We start from the raw sequence: 17545 nt of genomic DNA on the forward strand, positions 1-17545 counted from the left end.
CATCTCGCAGGTGACCGTCCACGATGCGACGCTCCGCGACGGGCAGCACGCAGTGCAGCACCAGCTCGACGTGCCGCAGTTGCGGGCGTACGCCATGGCCGCGAGCGCGGCCGGTGTGCCGGTGGTCGAGGTCGGGCACGGCAACGGGCTCGGCGCGTCCTCGCGGCAGATCGGACACGCGCGTCTGGACGACACAACGATGCTGGAGACCGTCCGGCAGGCCCTGACGGCGGGCACCAGCCGGATGGGCGTGTTCATGGTCCCCGGCTGGGGAACCGGCGCGGACATCCGCCAGGCCGCCGACTGCGGCGCGGACGTGGTGCGGATCGCTGCGCACTGCACCGAGGCCAACGTGATGCGCCGCCATCTGGGCATCGTGCGCGAGCTGGGCCTGGAGGCACAGGCCGTCCTCCTGATGAGCCACATGACCAGTGCCGAGCGGCTCGCCGAGGAGTGCCGGCGGGCCGCGGAATACGGGGCGCAGGTGGTAGGGATCATGGATTCGGCCGGACACTACCTGCCCGCCGACGTGACCGAGCGCATCCGGGCCATCGCCGCCGCGGTGGACGTGCCGGTGATCTTCCACGGGCACAACAACCTGTCCATGGCCGTGGCGAACTCGATCGCCGCTGTCGAGGCCGGGGCCCGCGTCATCGACGCGTGCGCGCGAGGCTTCGGGGCGGGCGCGGGCAACACGTCCCTCGAGGTCCTCGTCGCCGTGCTGCACCGGTCGGGGCACGAGACCGGCATCGACCTGCCGGCGCTGCTGCGCGCGGCAGACATTGCCCACGAACATCTGATGGCCGGGCCGCCGGTCATCGACTCGGTGGCCTTGGCCTCGGGTCTGGCCGGGGTGTTCTCCGGATTCAAGCCGCGCGTACTGGCGGCCGCCCGGGCCGCGGGCGTGGATCCCCTGGAGGTCTTCGCCGAACTGGGACGGCGCCAGGTCGTGGCCGGGCAGGAGGACCTGATCGACGAGGTCGTCCGCGACCTGAAGGTGGCGTCATGACCGGGCCCGCCGTCGGTGGCAGCCGGCGTCCCCTCGCTGCCGTGCTGTGCGGCCTGGGCACCGCGCAGGCGGACCTTCTGGTCCCCAACTCGGAGATCTCCCAGCGCCTGGGCGTGGCCGACGACTGGATCTCCACCCGGACCGGGATCGTCGAGCGGCGGCGCGCGGACGCGGGCACCTCGACGGCCGATCTCGCCGTCCGGGCGGCCACGGCCGCGCTGAAGTCCGCGGGGACTCACACGGCCGACGTCGTGATCCTGGCGACCGCGACCCCCGACCACCGAATGCCGGCCACCGCGCCGGACGTCGCCGCGCGCCTGGGCCTGCACGGCATCCCCGCCTTCGACATCGCGGCCGCCTGCACCGGCCTGCCCTACGCCCTCCAGGTCGCGAAGGGATTCGTCGCCGACGGCGCGGCGCAGCGAGCACTGGTCATCACGGTCGACCGCCTATCACACGTGACCGACCCGGACGACCGCACGACGGCCGCGCTGTTCGGGGACGGAGCTGCCGCGATCGTGGTGCGCCGCGGGCAGACGGGCGAGCCGGGCGCGGTGGGACCGGTGATTCTGGGCGCCGACGGCCGCCACGCGGACGCCCTGGTCGTCCCGCACGGGCAGTTCATGCGCATGCGCGGCCGGGAGGTGTTCCAGCACGCCGTCACCTACATGTCCCAAGCCGCCGAGCAGGCCGCGGTGGCGGCCGGATGGAGCCTCGGCGACGTCGACCGGTTCGTCCCCCACCAGGCCAACGCCCGCATCACCGAGGCCGTCGGCCGCCGGCTCCACCTCAACGGTGGGCGCGCGCTGGAGAGCATCGCCCGCCTGGGCAACACCAGCGCCGCGTCGATCCTCTTCGCCCTCGCCCACGCGGCGTCTGATGGCGCACTGCGCCCCGGGCACCGGGTCCTGCTGGCCGCCTTCGGCGCGGGCCTGACCTGGGGTGCCACCACCCTCACCTGGCCGGACGTGCCCTGCGTGGCCGACCGGCCCGACCGCTCACACCGACTGGAGGCAGCCCGGTGAACCAGACGCTGAAGAACATCCTGACCGGCCCTCTGCAGGTGGACGAGCAGTCCTTACGCCCGGAGGCGAGCCTGGAGGACGCCGGTCTCGACTCGCTGGCGATCGCCGAGCTGGACCTGCTGCTGGCCGAGCACGGCGTCACCCTCGGCGAGGACCGCCTCGCCTCGGTCACGACCGTCGGCGCCCTCGACCAGCTGGTCGATGAGCACCTCGCCGGAAGGTGACGGCCATGACCGCGGCCCGCACCGCGCCCGGCGGTACCTGGCTGATCACGCCGCCCTCGGACGGCCGGCTGGAAGCGGCGCTGCGCGCGCAGCCCGATGTCGCCCTGCTGGACCTGGAGGACTCTGTCCCGCCGTGCGACAAGGACACCGCCCGTACGGTGGCCTTGGCCCATCTCGGCGCCGCGCCGGTGCACGGCGCGACGATGCTCGGGCTGCGCGTGAATGCGCCGGGCACCGTGCACGGACTGAAGGACCTGGTGGCGCTCGCCGCCGCCGGTCTGCGCGACACCGTCGTGCTCGTGCCGAAGGTGGAGTCCGCCCGCGAACTGGAGCTGGTGGCCCAGACACTCCGGGAGACGGCGACGGGCGTGCGCGTCTGCGCCCTGATCGAGACGCCCCGCGCGCTGCTCCGCCTCGACGACATCTTCGCCTCGCCAGTGCTGTGCGGTGTCGTCTTCGGGGCGGCCGACTACGCCGCCGCCACCGGGTGCCGCCGCACCAGCGGCTCTCTGCGGTGGGCACGCTCGTCCATCGCCGCGGCCGCCGCTGCCCACGCCATCCCGTCGATCGACTCGCCCTACTTCGACCTCGGCGACCCTGAGGGCTTGCTGCGCGACGCTCAGGAGGCCCGCGATTTGGGCTTCACCGGCAAAGGCGCCATACACCCCGACCAACTTCCTGTCATCCGCGCGGCGTTCTGCCCAACCGAGGAAGAGGTGGCGCAGGCCCAGGCGGTCGTAAGTGCCGCTGACCGGGCGGGCGGCCAGATGGTCCGGGCCGGTGACCAGATGGTGGGGCCCCCGCTCGTCGCGGCTGCCCGCGCCGTCCTCGACAAAGCCGGGAACGACACCGACCCCAGCGTCCACGGAGGCACCCAGTGACAGAGGCGACCGTTATGCGCGGCTATCGAACGGTCGGCGGGGGCCGGCTGCGTGAGGTTGTCGGCCGCGGCCTGGAGGAGTTCAGCGCTCTCGTCGGCCAGACCGTCGAGCACCGGCCGGCCCGGACCGTCACCGACACCGACCACGCCATGACCTTGGCGTTGACCGGCAACGTGGCCCCCGTTCACTCCGACGCACAGTTCTGCGAACGGACGGGCAGGGAGCGGCCCTTGGTTTGCGGAGTCGTCACGCTGGGCCTGGTCATCGGCGCGAGCGTCCGCTCCATCAGCGGCCTGACCACCGCCAACCTCGCCCTGGACGACGTGCGCTTCGAACAGCCCGTGCACGTCGGAGACACCCTGCGCGCCGAGACCGAGATCCTCTCCGCCCGCCCCTCGGCCAGCCGCCCCGACCAGGGCGTCGTCACCGTCCGCACCACCGCGTTCAACCAGTTCGACCGGCGCGTCATCACCCTCACCCGCGCCTTCCTCGTCCCCGCCGACGCGACCGCGGTCCGTACGGCCACCGCCTACTGAAGAAGGGAGTACCGATGCCGGGCAGCACGCCGATGGTCGTCGTCGAAGCCGATGACGCCTTGTGGCAGGAGTACCAGGACCTGACCGTGCGCGCCTACGGGCACCAGGTGGAGGACGTCGCCCGGCTGCGCGCGCACGCCGACGCCCGGGTCGCCGTGCGCGACGGCCGCGTCATCGGCGGCGGCCTGGCCCTCGCCGTCCCCCAGTTCTTCGGCGGCCGGCCGGTACCGGGCGCCTGCCTGGCCGGCGGCTGCATCGCCCCCGAAGCCCGGGGCAGCCGGCTGTGGTCGACGCTGCTCAAAGAGCGGCTGCGGCCCCTGAAGGAGCAGGGCGCCGTCCTGGCGACCGCGTGGACGACCTCCACCGGGTACGGGCACCGCATGGGCTGGGCCGCGCCGAGCCGGGTCTACTCCTGGACGGTGCCCACCGACGAACTGCGCGGCATCGCCGACGGCTCCCGCTTCGACATCGTCCACGGCGCCGACGACCAGGCCCGTAAACAGCAGCAGGAGCTGGCCGATGACTGGAACGGGCCGTGGCAGCGGCCCTCCTGGTGGCCGGCCTGGCAGCAGGCCGAACACCCCGGCATGACGCACTACCGCTTCGCCCTGCCCAGCCCCACCCCGGACGGCCTGCTCGCGATCGCCTTCGACCGGGACCGCGCCGGCGGCCGCCGCCTGGTCGTCCACGACTTCTGGGCGGCAACCGCCGAGACGGCCACGGCCATGCTCGGCTTCCTCGGCCGCCACCACAGCCGGATCCCGACCGTCATGTTCCAGCGCACCGCCCTGCCGCCCGTCCCACTGCTGCAGAACCATCTGCGCCACGCCGGCGCCGCTTCCGCCACGTCTTGGCACCCCTGGATGCTGCGCGTCCTCGACCCGGCCGAGGCAGTGCGCCGCCGCGGCTGGCCCGAGGACCTCGACCTCACCATCCCCCTCGCCCTGCGCGGCGACGACAACAGCCCTTCCGCACCCATGCTCCTGCGGGTCACCGCCGGCGCCGGAGACCTGACGCCCCACCCCGGCGCACGGCACGAGCTCGGCCTCACTTCCCGCCAGTTCGCCCACTGGTACGCGGGCGGCTACCGCACACCGGCCGCGGCCCTCCTCGACGGCGTGCATGGCGAGCCCCGTTTGGTGGCCCAGCTCGTCCGCGCCACGGCAGACCGCGAACCGTGGATGCCCGAGTACTTCTGACCCCACGCACCCCCCAGACCAGACCGCCCTGCCGCACCGAGGGGCCGGAACCGGCCCCGCCGATCCGGCCCCCGGAGCAGTCGCGGCACCACCAAGCTCTTCGACCCGGGAGGCTCGATGACCGGCCGTCGGCCCAGAACGCCGAACGCGGCGCTCGCTGTGCTTCTCAACGGATACCGCATGAGTCACAAGGGTCTCGCGTTCCGCGTCAACCAGCTGGCCGAGCGGGACGGAATCGCCACGGCGTACAAGCACAGCAGTGTCGCGCGCTGGCTCGCCGGAGCAACGCCCAAGGACCCCGTGCCCGAGTACATCGCCACCGCGTTGAGCGAGCGGATCGGCAGGACGGTCACGGTGGAGGAGATCGGCATGGGCGCAGCTCCCGACGACGCGCCGCGCGGCTGGGACTTCCCTCGCGACCGCGAGGAGGCCATCGAGGGCGCACGCGCTCACTGGAGCGCCGCTGACGGACCGGGCGGTGCGTTCGCCGCGTCCGGCTACGTGCTGCCCGTCACCCGGTGGCTCGCCGTCCCCGCCGACGCCACGGACCCGACGCCCCCGTCGGACTCCGCCGAGCACGGGAGCAGCAGTGCCGGACGGCTGATCGGAGCCGAGGACCTGAAAGAGCTGACGGACGCGGCCGAGCAGGCCCGTATGTGGGATGCCCAGTTCGGCGGCGCCAACTGGCGGCTGAGCTCGATCCGGCGCTGCCTGAACGAACGGGCCCTGCCGCTGCTCGATGCCCGGCACAGCGAGGCCACCGCGCACGAGCTGTTCTCCATCACCGCAGAGCTGTCCCGCGTCGCGGCCTGGGCGGCGTTCGACGCCGGGCACAGCGCGGCCGCCCAGCAGCACTTCGTGCAGGCTCTGCGCCTGGCCCGCGCCGGCGGCGACATCGAGATGGGCACCTACGTCCTGACCACCATGGCCTTGCACACCATCCTGGAGGGCGCACCTGACCAGGCCCTCGACATGGCCCAGGGGGCCTTCCACCGCGGCCGCCGCCACGCTTCCCGCCGGGTCCTGGCCTTCGCCAAACTGGCCGAGGCCCGCGCACTGGCCCGTATGGGGGACGCGACCGGGGCGAGCACCGCGCTGAGCCGGGCGGAATCCTGGCTCGACAAGATCAACCCGGGCGTTCGAGACGCCCCACGGCTCTCCTACGTCACCCACGGCCGCCTCGCCGCGGACGCCACCGAAATCTTCCGCGACCTGCGCAAGCCCAAGGCCGCCCTCGGCTGGAGCCGCCAAGCAGGAGATCTGCCCGACGTACATCAGACGCGCGCCGTGGGCCTTCGCATGGCCGTCGCCGCCACAGCGGCCTGCCAGGCACGAGACCTCGACCAGGCACTCGACCACGGAGACCGGGCCCTGGTGCTCCTGCAGCGGGTGGAGTCGACCCGTGCCCGGACCTATCTCGAGGATGTGGCCACAGCCCTCGAACCTTGGGCAGCCGAGCCTCGGACGTATGCCTTCCTGCAACGCCTGAAGGAACGCGAGTTGATCACCGAGGCGGGAGCGGCGAGATGAACGCACCACCGCGTACCGAACAGTCCAGCCAGCGCGCGGACACGGTCCGTAGCCCGCCGTCAGCGTCGGACGCGCCCTCATGCCACCCGGCCCCTGAATAGATTCGACATCTGCCCGAGGGACCGCCGCCTTGCGCGCACCACGCCCTCCTCGTACCTCGTGAAAGAGCCAGCCCCATGACGCACGCCACCTCCTTGCCCCCGGAACTGCACCAGTGGGTCACCCGTCACCTCACCGGCATGGACACCGCTGCCGTGACGGACGCCTCCTGGCCGCGCGGAGCCTCCCGCGTCTGGCGCGTTCGCACGGACCACGGCGAGGTCTTCGTCAAGCTGTACCCCTCCACCGAGAAATACGAGCGGGAGGTCCAGGGGTGCGAGCACGCGACACGGGCGCTCGCTGCGGACGAGGCACCGCGCTTGCTGGCCAGTGACCCGGACCGGCCGGCGGTCGTGCTCTCCGCGCTCCCGGGCCGCGTCGTGCGCGGACTGCCGCTGGAGCAGGCAGAAGAACAGCGGGTGCACCGACTCGCCGGTGGCCTGCTGCGCCGCTGGCACGACACCCCGGAGCCGATCGGCGACCGCGAGCACCAGCGCATCAGGGCGTCGGTGACCGCGCAGGCCGACGAGGCCGCCGTGATCCTGGAGCGCCTCGGTGACCAGCTCGCCCCCGCCGAGCGGAACCTCGTCCGCGACGCAGCCCACAACCTGCCCGACCTCGCCCGTGCCCTTCCGCTGGCCTACCGGCACGGCGACTACTCCCCCCGCAACTGGCTCTGGGACGAGGCAGCGGGGCATCACAGCCTGATCGACTTCGAGGAGTCCGCGCCGGGTCTCGCGGTCGAGGACCTCGTCTGGTTGTGCGGCGCCGCGTGGCCCACCCGCCCCGACCTGCGTGACGCCTTCCTCACCGGATACGGCCAGCTGCTGTCGTCGACCGAGCAGCGCGCGCTCGTACTGCTCACCGCCCGGCTGGGGGTCTCCTACCTCAGCACCGGCCTGACCAAGGCCGACACCGTCCTCATCGACCGCGGCCGCACCGTCCTTCAGCACATGGTTCGCGCCCCCCGCTGACACGCCCGCCCCGGGCGCCGTACCACCGCCCGGGACCCGCCGCCTTCCCGCCCACCACCACGTCCGGAGACGCGCGTGATACCTGCCCACGAGACCGGCCCCCATCAGCCCTTACCTGCCTGCGCCAGACCCGCCGAGCAGGACAGCAGCATCCCCTCAAACCGGTCCGGCCCGGCGCAAGCCGCCCGCCTGGACGTCGGTATCGAAGACGTCCAGGCGCTCATGACGACCGCCTGCACCCAGGCCGGCGTCCCCGGCAAGGGGATCGACCGCGTTGTCGAGCACTACCTCGACGGCGAACTGCGGGGGAAGCCGTCGCACGGCCTGGCCAAGTTCGCCTTCGAGTCGCAGTTCTTCTCCCAGCGCGTCGGTCCGCCCCGCATCAAGCACGAGCGCGGCGCCATGGCGGTCGTGGACGGCCAGCGCGAAGTCGGGCCGCTCAGCGCCGACTTCGCCGTCCGTCTCGCCGCCCGCAAGGCACGCCGGCTCGGCGTGGGCGTCGTCGGCATGGTCAACTGTCAGCGCTACGGCATCCTCGCGTCGTGGAGTGAGCAGATCGCCGAGCGGGGCCTGGTCGGCCTGGTGGCGAACACCTCGCGCCCGGAAGCCACAGTGCACGGCGCCCGGACCCCCTTCCTCGGCGTCAACCCGGTCAGCTTCGCCTTCCCGACCAGCGACAGCACGGTCAGCGCGGACATGTCGACCACGCTGGCCCCCATGGGCGTGCTCTGGGAGGCACGGCGCTCCGGCTCCCCGCTGCCCCCAGACTGCTTCGTTGACGAGCACGGCGCGTTCACTGACGACCCTGACGCCGCCCGCGCGGCGATGGTCTTCGGCGAGCACCGCGGCTTCGCCCTTTCCCTGCTCATCCAGATCCTCACCGGTTCGCTCTTCGGCTTCCCCATGGGAGAGCGCGTGGACTCCACCTGGACCACCGGCTACACGTTCATCGCCCTCGACCCGACCTTCGCCGGCCAGGGCGAGGAGCATCTGGTGGCCAACGCCAGCCTCACCGATGCGGTCCGGCAGGCCGCGACGCGTGAGGGCGGGTCTGTACGCGTGCCCGGCCAGGAGGGCAAGGACCGTGCGGCCCGCGCCCGGAAGACCGGCCGCCTCACACTCGACGAAGCCCTCTACAAGCGGCTGCAGGCCCGCGCGGCCGGCGACTTCACCTCCGATTGACCTTCCCGGATCTCTGGACGTCTGGAGTGCGCGATGCGCTTTCACTGGTTCCTGCCCACCGCCAGCGACGGCCGGTCCCTGACCGTGGGCACCCGAGGTACCCACGGCCCGGAGGCCGCCGCTGACGATGCGGCCCTGGTCACGGCCGACCGGTTCCGGGCCCCGACGATCGGCTACCTGACGCAGATCGCCCAGGCCGCCGAGGCGGTCGGCTTCGACGCCGTCCTCACCCCCACCGGGACATGGTGCGAGGACGCCTGGCTCACCTGCGCCGCGCTCGCGCAGGAGACCGAACAGCTGAAGTTCCTGGTCGCCTTCCGCCCCGGCCTGATCTCCCCCACCCTGGCCGCGCAGCAGGCCAGCACCTTCCAGCGCCTGTCCGCCGGCAGATTGCTGCTCAACGTCGTCACCGGGGGCGAACGCGACGAGCAGGCCCGCTTCGGCGACCACCTGGTCAAAGCCGACCGCTACGCTCGCACCGACGAGTTCCTCACCGTGCTGCGCGGCGCCTGGAGCGGCGAGCCCTTCAGCTTCAAGGGCGAGCACTACGACGTCGTCGGTGCGACGGTCCCCGCCCCGCCCGACCCGCTGCCGCGCCTGTACTTCGGCGGGTCCTCGCCGGAGGCCGGGCCCGTCGCGGCCCGCCACACGGACACCTACCTCACCTGGGGCGAGCCGCCCGACCAGGTCGCCCGGAAACTCTCCTGGATCCGCGAACTCGCCCGTCAGCGCGACCGGCAGGTGCGGTTCGGGATCCGCTTCCACGTCGTGACCCGCGATACCAGCGCGGAAGCCTGGGCCGCAGCCGAGCGCCTCCTCGTCGGTCTCGACCCCGCCCACGTCGAGCGGGTGCAGGACCTGCTGGCGGCCAGCGAGTCGACCGGCCAGGCACGGATGAGGGCCCTGCACGCACGGTTCCGCGACGGTTCCTGGACGCCGTCCGACCTGGAGATCTACCCCAACGTCTGGGCCGGGGCGGGGCTGCTGCGCGGCGGTGCCGGAACGGCGCTGGTCGGCAGCCACACCGAGGTCGCCGACCGGATCGCCGAGTACGCGGGCCTGGGCATCGACGAGTTCATCCTGTCCGGCTTCCCGCACCTGGAGGAGGCGTACATGGTCGGCGAAGGTGTCCTGCCCGAGCTGCGCCGCCGCGGGCTCGCGCCGGAGAGACGCCGATGAGGCCCGAGCCCCACCGTCCCCGCACGCGGAAGTGAAAGGAGAGGACATGAAGAATGTGCTGGTGATCGGCGTCGGTCCGCATGCCCGCCGCTCCCATCTGCCCGCCCTGGCCGCCGGACAGCGAGACGGCCTGGTCGGCACGGTCAGCGGGGTGGACGTCCTCGGCGCCGCCAGCGTCCTGACCGTCTTCGACAGCGACGACGGACCGCGCGACCTGCCGGTGACCCCCATCGTGCCGTTCTCCGCCGGGGAACAGACGCTGCCGGACGCGGTACGCCAGACCCTGGACGGCCTCGTGGCCCGTCGCGGCATCGACGCGGTGGTGGTGGCCACCGAACCCACCTTCCACATGATCTACGCCCGCTGGGCGCTCGAGCGGGGCCTGAGCGTCCTGCTGGACAAACCGCTGGGCGTGCGCGCGAACGCCTCCACCGACCCGGCCCAGGCCGGCGCGATCCTCACTGACGTGGAGGACCTTCTCACCCGCTACGAGCTCGCCCGTCGGCACCGTCCGGACGTCGTGGTGAGCGTGCAGTCCCAGCGCCGTTACCACCCGGCGTTCTGGCAGCTGCGCGACCTCATCGCCGAGGTCGCCGAGACGACCGGCTGCCCGGTCACCTCCGTGCAGTCCTTCCACGGTGACGGCCAGTGGCGCCTGCCGGACGAACTGCTCGACCTCGACTACCACGGCTACAACCGCGGCTACGGCAAGTGCGCCCACAGCGGCTACCACTTCTTCGACATCATCCCGTGGCTGCTGGCCGCGGGTGACGCCAGCGGCAAGATCGCCGACGCGGTGCGCGTCCATGCCGAGGTCACCCGGCCCATCGACCTCCTGGCGCAGCTCGGCGTCGACGACTACGAGCGGCTCTTCGACGGCTTCGCCGCCCGCAACCGGTACACCGAGGCCGAGCTGCGCAACGGCCTTCACGGCTTCGGCGAAGTGGACGCGAGTATCTCCCTGGCCTTCACCGGCGCCGGACGCACCCTCACCCTCGTCACCCTCAACCTGTTCCACAACGGCTTCTCCCAGCGCGGGAATCTCGCCCCCGCCGCCGCGCTCTACAAGGGCAACGGCCGCGTGCGGCAGGAGACGCACATCATCCAGCAAGGCCCCTTCCAGGCACTGCACCTGCACTCCCTACAGACCCTGGAGGACGACTCCTGCGCCGACGACCGTTACGCGACCGGCGGGGACCGGCACATCGAGGTGCACGTCTTCCGCAACGACCGCTTCCGGCCCGGCTGGAAGCCGTACACCCGCCTCGGCCACGACGCCCTCACCACCACCGTGGACGGCCGGATCGCGGCGCCGACCCAGCAGTCCTCGCGGCGGCGCAGCGTGCACGAGTTCCTCCTCTACCTCAACGGGCAGCGCGACCGACACCAGATGCGCTCCGACCTCACCACCCACCACACGGCCGCCGCCTTGATGGCCGGCACCTACCTGTCGATGGCCCACCGGTGGAGCGGCGCCTCGCCCGAGGTCACGCTGAGCCTGACGCCGCCGCTCGCCGCAACCCCCGCACCGGTCCGGGCCCGGGAGGTGATCGGGCGGTGAACGCCTCCCCCACAGTGTCCCCGCCGTCCCTGGACGATCTCCTCGGCCAGGCCCTGCCCCGCGTGCTCGCCGACTGCCGCCTTCACACAGGCGTTCCCCTGGTGATCGAGCGGGTCAGCGGCGGCAATGTCGCCCACGTCTTCTCCGTCCGCGGCCCCGCCAGCCGCGTGATCATCAAAATCCGCCGGGAACACTTCGCCCGCATCCCATCCCTGCGCGCCGACCCGGCACTCATCGGTGCCGAGCGCCGACTGCTGGAGCTCTACCACGCCGCAGCGCCCGGCGTCTTCCCGCGCGTTCTCGCCTTCCACGACGACACGCACGCGATGGTGCTCAGCGACGTGTTCCCCGACGGCCGCACCTACCACCAGCACCTGCTCGAGCGATCCGCCACCGTCGGCGAAATAGCACGCCTGGGCCGCACGCTGCGCCGCATCCACCAGGCCACCCGCGACGCACGCGCACCGCAACGGCAGGCCCTCGACCCGCGATTCCCTGCCTATCAGCGGGACTTCGCCCTGCGCTCCCTGGGCCATCCCGCTCTGGACGCGGCCTGCGCGGAGATGGCCGACCGCCCTGAGGGCCAACTCGTCCTGGGGGACCTAGCGCCGAAGAACATCAGCCTCACCGGCGCGCGGATCGGCCTGTGCGACCTCGACAACGCCCATCACGGCTGGCCGCTCTACGACCTCGGCTACTTCGCCGGACACCTGCTGATCCACCACCTCAGCCGCCCGCACGAACTTCCCGCTCTGGTCACGGCGCTGCTCATGGGCTACCAGGGCAAGCGGACCCTCACGCGGTCAGACGCAGCGCTGACCGCCACCGTGGCCGCCGGCGTCGTCCTCTACCGCCTCGGCAACGGCGTCGTCCCCTACTCACTCGGACAGCCGACCGCGCTCGCCGACCGTTACCGCGGGCGGACGCGCACCCTGCTCGACCACGGGCCGCTCACCCTCCAGGACCTCGTCCGCGCCGCCCAGCCGGGGACGGTTCCCGCATGACGATGCCCACCGCACGTGCTCGCAGCCACGAAGACCGGGAAGCAATCCGGGTACTTCGCGCCCACGGCTACGACGTCCCGGACGTCCAAGCCCTTGTCCGGGATCAGCGCGCCTTCGCGGTCCGCGTCACCGACCGGGACCTCGCGCTCGCGCCCGGCGTCCGCCTGCGCAGCCGGTGCGCGGACCTGGGCGCCGGGAGCTTCACCAACGTCCACACGCTCACCCTCGATCTCGACGCCGTCCAGGCCGAGGTGCACTCCCGACCCGACACCTTCCACCTGCCCGATCTGGTGTCCGGCAGCATCCTGGCGGCCGTGAGCGGCTCGTTCGCATTCATCTCCGACGATCCCGCCTACCAGCCTGCCGAACCGTGCCTGGACTTCTGCTGCCGAAGCGGCACCGTGATCAGCGCGCCGACCGCCGAAAAGCCCGCGCTGCTCGTGCGCGACGGTCGACCCGTGATCATGCCCCTCCCGGCGAGCGGGACACTTACCCTCGGCGGCCGGCCCTACCGGTGGATCGGCTCCAAGGAACCCGGACCGTCCCCGGACCCGTCCGCGCCCCTGGTCGTCTACGGCGCCGCGAACTGCGAGATCCGCCACCGCGACCACCCACGTACCGGCTTCCTCCGCCACGTCGACCGACCGTCCAATGTCACCCCCCTGTCCGCCTCGGCCGTCGACTACGTGGTGACCGGCAGTCCGGAGCGCGGGTTGCGGGTGAGCCAGATCCGGCCCGGAGGCGGCAGCGACCTCTTCAGCGGCAGCTTCATCCTGCGCGCCGACCGTCCCGTGGCGGACGTGACTCTCGGTGCGCCCGTGGAGATCACCGAGATCACCGGCCACGAAGTGGGCACTCTCCAGTCGGGCATCTCCCTGGGACCGAGCGTCGCCGACGCCGCGGACGGGCTCACCGCCGCCTACGACGCCTCCCTGGGCAAGTCCCCGTTCCGGAGCACCCGGCACGCCCGAACGTTGATCGCTCTGCACGACGGCCGGCTGGCGCTGCAGATCCTCGACGGCGCCCCGAACACGGACACCTTCCGCGGCGCCACCCCGCAAGAGACCGCCGAACTCTGCGCGGCCGACGGCCTCGACCCCCGCCACGTCTACCACCTCGACGGCGGCGCCTCCTCAAAGATTGCCTACCGGCACGCCGGTAGGCCCCGCGTAGTCGGCAGCATGCACTACCTGCGATGGCCGACCGCCGCCACGGAGCCGTTCCACTGGCAGGGACTGCAGGGCCGCGCCCTGCACAGCGCCATCATCCTCAAGCCCCGCTCGTGAAAGGCCCAACCCGTGACCGACGTCTTGATCGTCGTGGCCCATCCCGACGACGCCGAAATCGCCATGGGCATGCGCATGCACGATCACGCCCTCATCGGCGACCACGTGCGGGTGCACTGCCTCAGCCCCGGCGCGTCCACCCCCGAGGGCGCCGAACGGCGCCGATCCGAGTGCCTGGCCGCCGGCGCGCTTCTCGGAGTAGCGGAGTACTCCTTCTCCCGGATCCCCGACAACGAGTTCGTGGAACGCCGCGTGGAGATCAACCGAGAGCTCTTCCGCGCCTTCAGGGAGCGACGCCCCGACGTCGTTTACACCCACTTCCCCTATGACCAGCACCTCGACCACCGCATCACGGCAGACGAGGTCACCACCGTGGCGCTGCGCGAAGCCGACGACCTGTGCTACTTCCGCTCCCCCTACAGCCACGACTTTGAGCCGAACCTCCACTTTGTCGGCACCCCCGACCTCCTGGCGGCCAAGCAGGCCGCCCTGGCCTGCTTCACCTCGCAGCAGCAGCTCGACATGGCGGTCTTCAGCGGCCTGACCGAACTGGCGTACCGGCAGCACGTGCACCACCGCGTCGTCGAACACTTCCCCGATGATGCCCACGGCGCCGAGATGTTCCGCACCGCCCGTCAGATCGTCCACGCCTCCCGCCCGGCCGCCGCCCGCCCGGAGATGCGGCACCGACCGCAGTCCCATACCTCCGGCACCCGTCCACCACCCGACCAATGAGGCACACCCGATGAGCAGCACACTTACGTACGGTGGCGAGGAAACCCGTCCCGCCCTGCGGGAAGCCTGCCTCCGCGCCGGCTTCGACGCCGGGCAGGCGCAGTTGATCCGTGCTCTGGACAACGGCATCTGGCGCCTGCCCGGTGGTGTCGTCGCCCGCGTCCACCAACCCGGCACCGAGACCAGCGCCCTGAACGAGATCCGTGGCACCTATTGGCTCTAGCTTGTCGTTTATCCAGCGCGCCGTGGTTTGGTTCCTACCTTGTGATGGGTGGGGCGGCTGTATGCCTGGCCGGTGGCGAGGACGCGTCCTACGTCATGACGGGTGGCCGGCCGCCGGTTCTTCGAGCCGGGCGGGCGCCCGAGGCCAGGCCGGGAGGGTTTCGGTGCACGCGCTGGCGACGGCGTTTTCGCGCGGAGGTTCCGGAACCCTCGCCGGACTCGCGCCGGGGTGAGCTTGTTCGGTGGCGTCGTCTTCTCCCAGGGACGCCGGAGTGAACCGTTCCGGGTTCGGTAGGGACTCGATCATTTAAGAGGATCGAGTCATGGCACGTCCTTCCCCCTACCCGCTTGAGCTGCGCCGTCGTGCGGTGCGGATGGTCACCGAGGTGCGGCCCGACCACGACACTGAATGGGCTGCGATGAAAGCGGTCGCGTCCAAGCTCGGGATCGGCACGACCGAGACGCTGCGCAAGTGGGTGCGGCAGGACCAGATCGACGCCGGTACCCGGCCGGGTACCACGACGGAGGAGTCCGCCGAGCTGAAGCGGCTGAAGAAGGAGAACGCCGAGCTGAAGCGGGCGAACGAGATCCTCAAGGCCGCGGCGTCTTTCTTCGCGTCAATGACAGTCTCTGGGACACTGGCCTACGGGTGGTGACACAGTGACAGGAACCGGCGGGGCTGGCTCGTTTCTTTGCTGCCCCGGCAACGGTGGCTTGTCGGCGATGTGCCGCCCCGCTGGCCCAGGTCTCCGCCCCGGAGTGGCCTGATAGGAGCGTGCCGCGCGAGCCCGATTGAGGCGTGCCCCCGTGGTGGAGACACCGGTCAGTTCTCCACGGGCCTGGGGAGGTTCCCTTGCACGTTGTCGGCATCGACGGTCACAAGAAGACGCACACGCTGGTCGCGGTCGACCAGTTGGGACGCAGGGCGGACGACATCACGGTCGCTGCCACACCGGCAGGTCATGCTCAGGCGCTCAAGTGGGTCGCCCGGTTCGGGCAGGTGGTGCTCGCCATCGAGGACTGCCGCCATCTGACCCGCAGGTTCGAGGCCGATCTGCTCCTGGCCGGCCACGCCGTGGTGCGGGTGCACACACGGCTCATGGCTGGGGCCCGTCGCTCGGCCCGGGAACGGGGGAAGTCGGACCCGATCGACGCCGAGGCGGTCGCGCGGGTGGCGCTGCGTGAACCTGACCTGCCCCGCGCCAGCCTCGCTGGACCCGCTCGGGATGTGAAGCTGCTCGTCGACCACCGTCGTCGGCTGGTGCGGAGCCGTACCGCCGCGGCGAACAAGCTGCGCTGGTTCCTGCACGAGATCGACCCAGAGCTTCCCGTGCCGTCGCGGGGGTTACGCCGTCTGTGCGTGTTCGATCTGCTGGATGCCGAGCTCGACGGCCACCAGGGCGTGGTCGCGGAGATCGCTCGCGACCTTGTCGGTGAGTGCCGCAGGCTGACCGTGCAGATCAATGGACTGGAAGTGCGGCTGCGCAGGCTGGTGGAAGCGTTGGCCCCCTCGCTGCTGGACATCCCTGGATGCGGCGTGATCAGCGCCGCCGTCATCATCGGCGAGGCGGCTGGTGCCTCGAGGTTCAAGTCGAAGGACGCGTTCGCGCACTTCACTGGCACGGCCCCGATCCCCGTCTGGTCCTCGAACAAGGTCCGCGTCCGCCTCAACCGGGGAGGGAACCGGTCCATCAACCATGCACTGCACATGATCGCGGTCACCCAGGTCCGGCGGGGTGGGGAAGGCGCTGAATACTTCGCCAAGCAGCTGGCCCGGGGCAAGACGCCCAAGGAGGCCGTGCGCCTGTTGCGGCGCCGTGTCTCCGACCGCGTCTTCCGGGCCCTGATCGCCGATGAGTCCGACACTCAGCCTGCCGCGTCCCCGGCCGACCTGCGGCTGTCCGTTGCGGCTTGACATAGGAGCATCGCCGAGCTCGACCGGCCACACACGCGCTCGTAGCCTTCATCGACGAGCACCGGGACCGCTTCGCCGGTGTCGAGCCGATCTGCCGCGTGCTGAGCGCACACGACTGCAAGATCGCCCCTGCCACCTACTACGCCCACCACAAACGACAGGTCACGCCGTCCGCCAGAACCGTGCGAGACGCCAAGCTGAAGGAGCAGATCAACGAGGTCTTCGAGGCCAACTACCGTGTCTACGGCGCGAGGAAGATCTGGCGGGAGCTGAACCGGCAGGGCCACACGGTGGCCCGCTGCACCGTCGAACGGCTGATGCGCGAGCTCGGCATCACCGGCGCCGTCCGCGGCCGGCGCGTGATCACCACGCTGCCCGGCGGTTAGACCGACCGGGCCCCGGACCTCGTCGACCGCAACTTCGTCGCCGGCGCCCCGAACCGCTGCTGGGTCGCGGACTTCACCCACGTGAAGACCTGGGCCGGTGTCGTCTACGTCGCCTTCGTCGTGGACACCTTCTCCCGCCGGATCGTCGGCTGGTCCGCGGCCACCGTGAAGGAAACGGTCTTCGTGCTGGACGCCCTGGAGATGGCACTGTGGCAACGCGACCGCGAACAACACCCCGTTCGGCCGGGCGAGTTGATACACCACTCGGATGCCGGGTCGCAATACACGAGTTTCCGGCTCGCCGACCACCTGGACGCCGCCGGCATCGCCGCCTCCATCGGATCGGTCGGCGACGCCTACGACAACGCCCTGATGGAGAGCACGATCGGCCTGTTCAAGACCGAGCTGATCAAGCCCCGGCGACCATGGAAGACGCTGTCCGACGTCGAGCTTGCCACCACCGAGTACGTCGACTGGTACAACCACCGGCGACTCCACGGTGAGATAGGCCACGTCCCACCGGTCGAATACGAGAACAACCACTACCTCGCAACCACGAAATCCCAGGTCACACCCAACGTCTGAGATCTCTACCGAA

The 17545-nt window shown here is 71.4% G+C and carries 17 protein-coding genes and 3 pseudogenes; 19 read left to right on the forward strand and 1 reads right to left on the reverse strand.

Annotated elements, in window-relative coordinates; translation table 11 throughout:
* The first annotated feature begins 1 nt into the window (after position 1).
* From dmpG to CP969_RS00575, 15 genes are all read left to right on the forward strand, one after another.
* Positions 2-1009, forward strand: coding sequence for a 4-hydroxy-2-oxovalerate aldolase (dmpG, locus tag CP969_RS00510; RefSeq protein ID WP_171817553.1), 1008 nt, complete (start codon positions 2-4; stop codon positions 1007-1009).
* Positions 1006-2034: a beta-ketoacyl-ACP synthase 3 gene (locus tag CP969_RS00515; protein ID WP_004993799.1), complete on the forward strand. Its 1029-nt coding sequence runs from the start codon at positions 1006-1008 to the stop codon at positions 2032-2034. The genes dmpG and CP969_RS00515 overlap by 4 nt, the downstream gene beginning before the upstream one ends.
* Positions 2031-2258, forward strand: a complete 228-nt coding sequence (locus CP969_RS00520) for an acyl carrier protein (protein WP_016828437.1) — start codon at positions 2031-2033, stop codon at positions 2256-2258. The genes CP969_RS00515 and CP969_RS00520 overlap by 4 nt, the downstream gene beginning before the upstream one ends.
* A 5-nt stretch (positions 2259-2263) precedes the next feature.
* Positions 2264-3139 (forward strand): HpcH/HpaI aldolase/citrate lyase family protein, encoded by an 876-nt coding sequence (locus CP969_RS00525; RefSeq protein WP_016828436.1) that lies wholly within the window; start codon positions 2264-2266, stop codon positions 3137-3139.
* On the forward strand, positions 3136-3675 hold the full coding sequence (locus tag CP969_RS00530) for a MaoC family dehydratase (protein ID WP_004993795.1): 540 nt from the start codon (positions 3136-3138) through the stop codon (positions 3673-3675). The genes CP969_RS00525 and CP969_RS00530 overlap by 4 nt, the downstream gene beginning before the upstream one ends.
* A gap of 14 nt (positions 3676-3689) precedes the next feature.
* Positions 3690-4874: a GNAT family N-acetyltransferase gene (locus CP969_RS00535; RefSeq protein ID WP_016828434.1), complete on the forward strand. Its 1185-nt coding sequence runs from the start codon at positions 3690-3692 to the stop codon at positions 4872-4874.
* 180 nt (positions 4875-5054) lie between these two features.
* Positions 5055-6404 carry a hypothetical protein gene (locus CP969_RS00540; protein WP_016828433.1) on the forward strand — a complete coding sequence of 450 codons (1350 nt, stop codon included), beginning with the start codon at positions 5055-5057 and terminating at the stop codon, positions 6402-6404.
* 176 nt (positions 6405-6580) lie between these two features.
* Entirely contained in the window at positions 6581-7477 is an 897-nt protein-coding gene (locus CP969_RS00545; RefSeq protein WP_016828432.1) for an aminoglycoside phosphotransferase family protein, read from the forward strand.
* 75 nt (positions 7478-7552) lie between these two features.
* Complete coding sequence (locus CP969_RS00550; RefSeq protein ID WP_223887009.1) at positions 7553-8659, forward strand: Ldh family oxidoreductase; 1107 nt, start codon at positions 7553-7555, stop codon at positions 8657-8659.
* A gap of 33 nt (positions 8660-8692) precedes the next feature.
* Positions 8693-9838, forward strand: a complete 1146-nt coding sequence (locus CP969_RS00555; protein ID WP_016828430.1) for an LLM class flavin-dependent oxidoreductase — start codon at positions 8693-8695, stop codon at positions 9836-9838.
* A gap of 46 nt (positions 9839-9884) precedes the next feature.
* On the forward strand, positions 9885-11399 hold the full coding sequence (locus tag CP969_RS00560) for a Gfo/Idh/MocA family protein (RefSeq protein ID WP_016828429.1): 1515 nt from the start codon (positions 9885-9887) through the stop codon (positions 11397-11399).
* Entirely contained in the window at positions 11396-12403 is a 1008-nt protein-coding gene (locus CP969_RS33450; RefSeq protein WP_223887010.1) for a phosphotransferase enzyme family protein, read from the forward strand. Before CP969_RS00560 ends, CP969_RS33450 begins: the two co-directional genes overlap by 4 nt.
* Entirely contained in the window at positions 12400-13689 is a 1290-nt protein-coding gene (locus CP969_RS00565; RefSeq protein ID WP_016828427.1) for a phosphodiester glycosidase family protein, read from the forward strand. The genes CP969_RS33450 and CP969_RS00565 overlap by 4 nt, the downstream gene beginning before the upstream one ends.
* Positions 13690-13701: 12 nt before the next feature.
* The gene (locus tag CP969_RS00570) at positions 13702-14424 is read left to right on the forward strand and encodes a PIG-L deacetylase family protein (protein ID WP_016828426.1); all 723 of its coding nucleotides are present in this window, start codon (positions 13702-13704) and stop codon (positions 14422-14424) included.
* A gap of 10 nt (positions 14425-14434) precedes the next feature.
* Complete coding sequence (locus CP969_RS00575) at positions 14435-14647, forward strand: hypothetical protein (protein WP_004993782.1); 213 nt, start codon at positions 14435-14437, stop codon at positions 14645-14647.
* An 8-nt stretch (positions 14648-14655) separates the two neighbouring features.
* Here the strand turns inward: CP969_RS00575 and CP969_RS33455 are convergent.
* Positions 14656-14922 (reverse strand): annotated as a pseudogene (locus CP969_RS33455) (NF041680 family putative transposase); the annotation flags it as partial.
* A 47-nt stretch (positions 14923-14969) separates the two neighbouring features.
* On the opposite strand from CP969_RS33455, the pseudogene CP969_RS00585 reads away from it, so the two are divergent.
* The 4 genes and pseudogenes from CP969_RS00585 to CP969_RS00600 form a co-directional block, all read left to right on the forward strand.
* Positions 14970-15257: pseudogene (locus CP969_RS00585) on the forward strand (transposase); the annotation flags it as partial.
* Between the two features lie 242 nt (positions 15258-15499).
* The gene (locus CP969_RS00590; protein WP_016828320.1) at positions 15500-16561 is read left to right on the forward strand and encodes an IS110 family RNA-guided transposase; all 1062 of its coding nucleotides are present in this window, start codon (positions 15500-15502) and stop codon (positions 16559-16561) included.
* Positions 16562-16659: 98 nt separating this feature from the next.
* Positions 16660-16947, forward strand: a complete 288-nt coding sequence (locus CP969_RS00595) for an IS3 family transposase (RefSeq protein WP_171817519.1) — start codon at positions 16660-16662, stop codon at positions 16945-16947.
* Positions 16948-16965: 18 nt separating this feature from the next.
* A pseudogene (locus CP969_RS00600) lies at positions 16966-17532 on the forward strand (IS3 family transposase); the annotation flags it as partial.
* Positions 17533-17545: the final 13 nt, after the last annotated feature.

It is taken from the genome of Streptomyces viridosporus T7A (assembly GCF_008704515.1).
Lineage (GTDB): Bacteria > Actinomycetota > Actinomycetes > Streptomycetales > Streptomycetaceae > Streptomyces > Streptomyces viridosporus.

What these genes read in the sequence shown, in the direction of transcription:
- CP969_RS00515 (WP_004993799.1), top strand. Translation starts at nt 1,006, where the DNA reads ATGACCGGGCCCGCCGTCGGTGGCAGCCGGCGTCCCCTCGCTGCCGTG.
- CP969_RS00525 (WP_016828436.1), top strand. Translation starts at nt 2,264, where the DNA reads ATGACCGCGGCCCGCACCGCGCCCGGCGGTACCTGGCTGATCACGCCG.
- CP969_RS00535 (WP_016828434.1), top strand. Translation starts at nt 3,690, where the DNA reads ATGCCGGGCAGCACGCCGATGGTCGTCGTCGAAGCCGATGACGCCTTG.
- CP969_RS00540 (WP_016828433.1), top strand. Translation starts at nt 5,055, where the DNA reads ATGAGTCACAAGGGTCTCGCGTTCCGCGTCAACCAGCTGGCCGAGCGG.
- CP969_RS00545 (WP_016828432.1), top strand. Translation starts at nt 6,581, where the DNA reads ATGACGCACGCCACCTCCTTGCCCCCGGAACTGCACCAGTGGGTCACC.
- CP969_RS00555 (WP_016828430.1), top strand. Translation starts at nt 8,693, where the DNA reads ATGCGCTTTCACTGGTTCCTGCCCACCGCCAGCGACGGCCGGTCCCTG.
- CP969_RS00560 (WP_016828429.1), top strand. Translation starts at nt 9,885, where the DNA reads ATGAAGAATGTGCTGGTGATCGGCGTCGGTCCGCATGCCCGCCGCTCC.
- CP969_RS00565 (WP_016828427.1), top strand. Translation starts at nt 12,400, where the DNA reads ATGACGATGCCCACCGCACGTGCTCGCAGCCACGAAGACCGGGAAGCA.
- CP969_RS00575 (WP_004993782.1), top strand. Translation starts at nt 14,435, where the DNA reads ATGAGCAGCACACTTACGTACGGTGGCGAGGAAACCCGTCCCGCCCTG.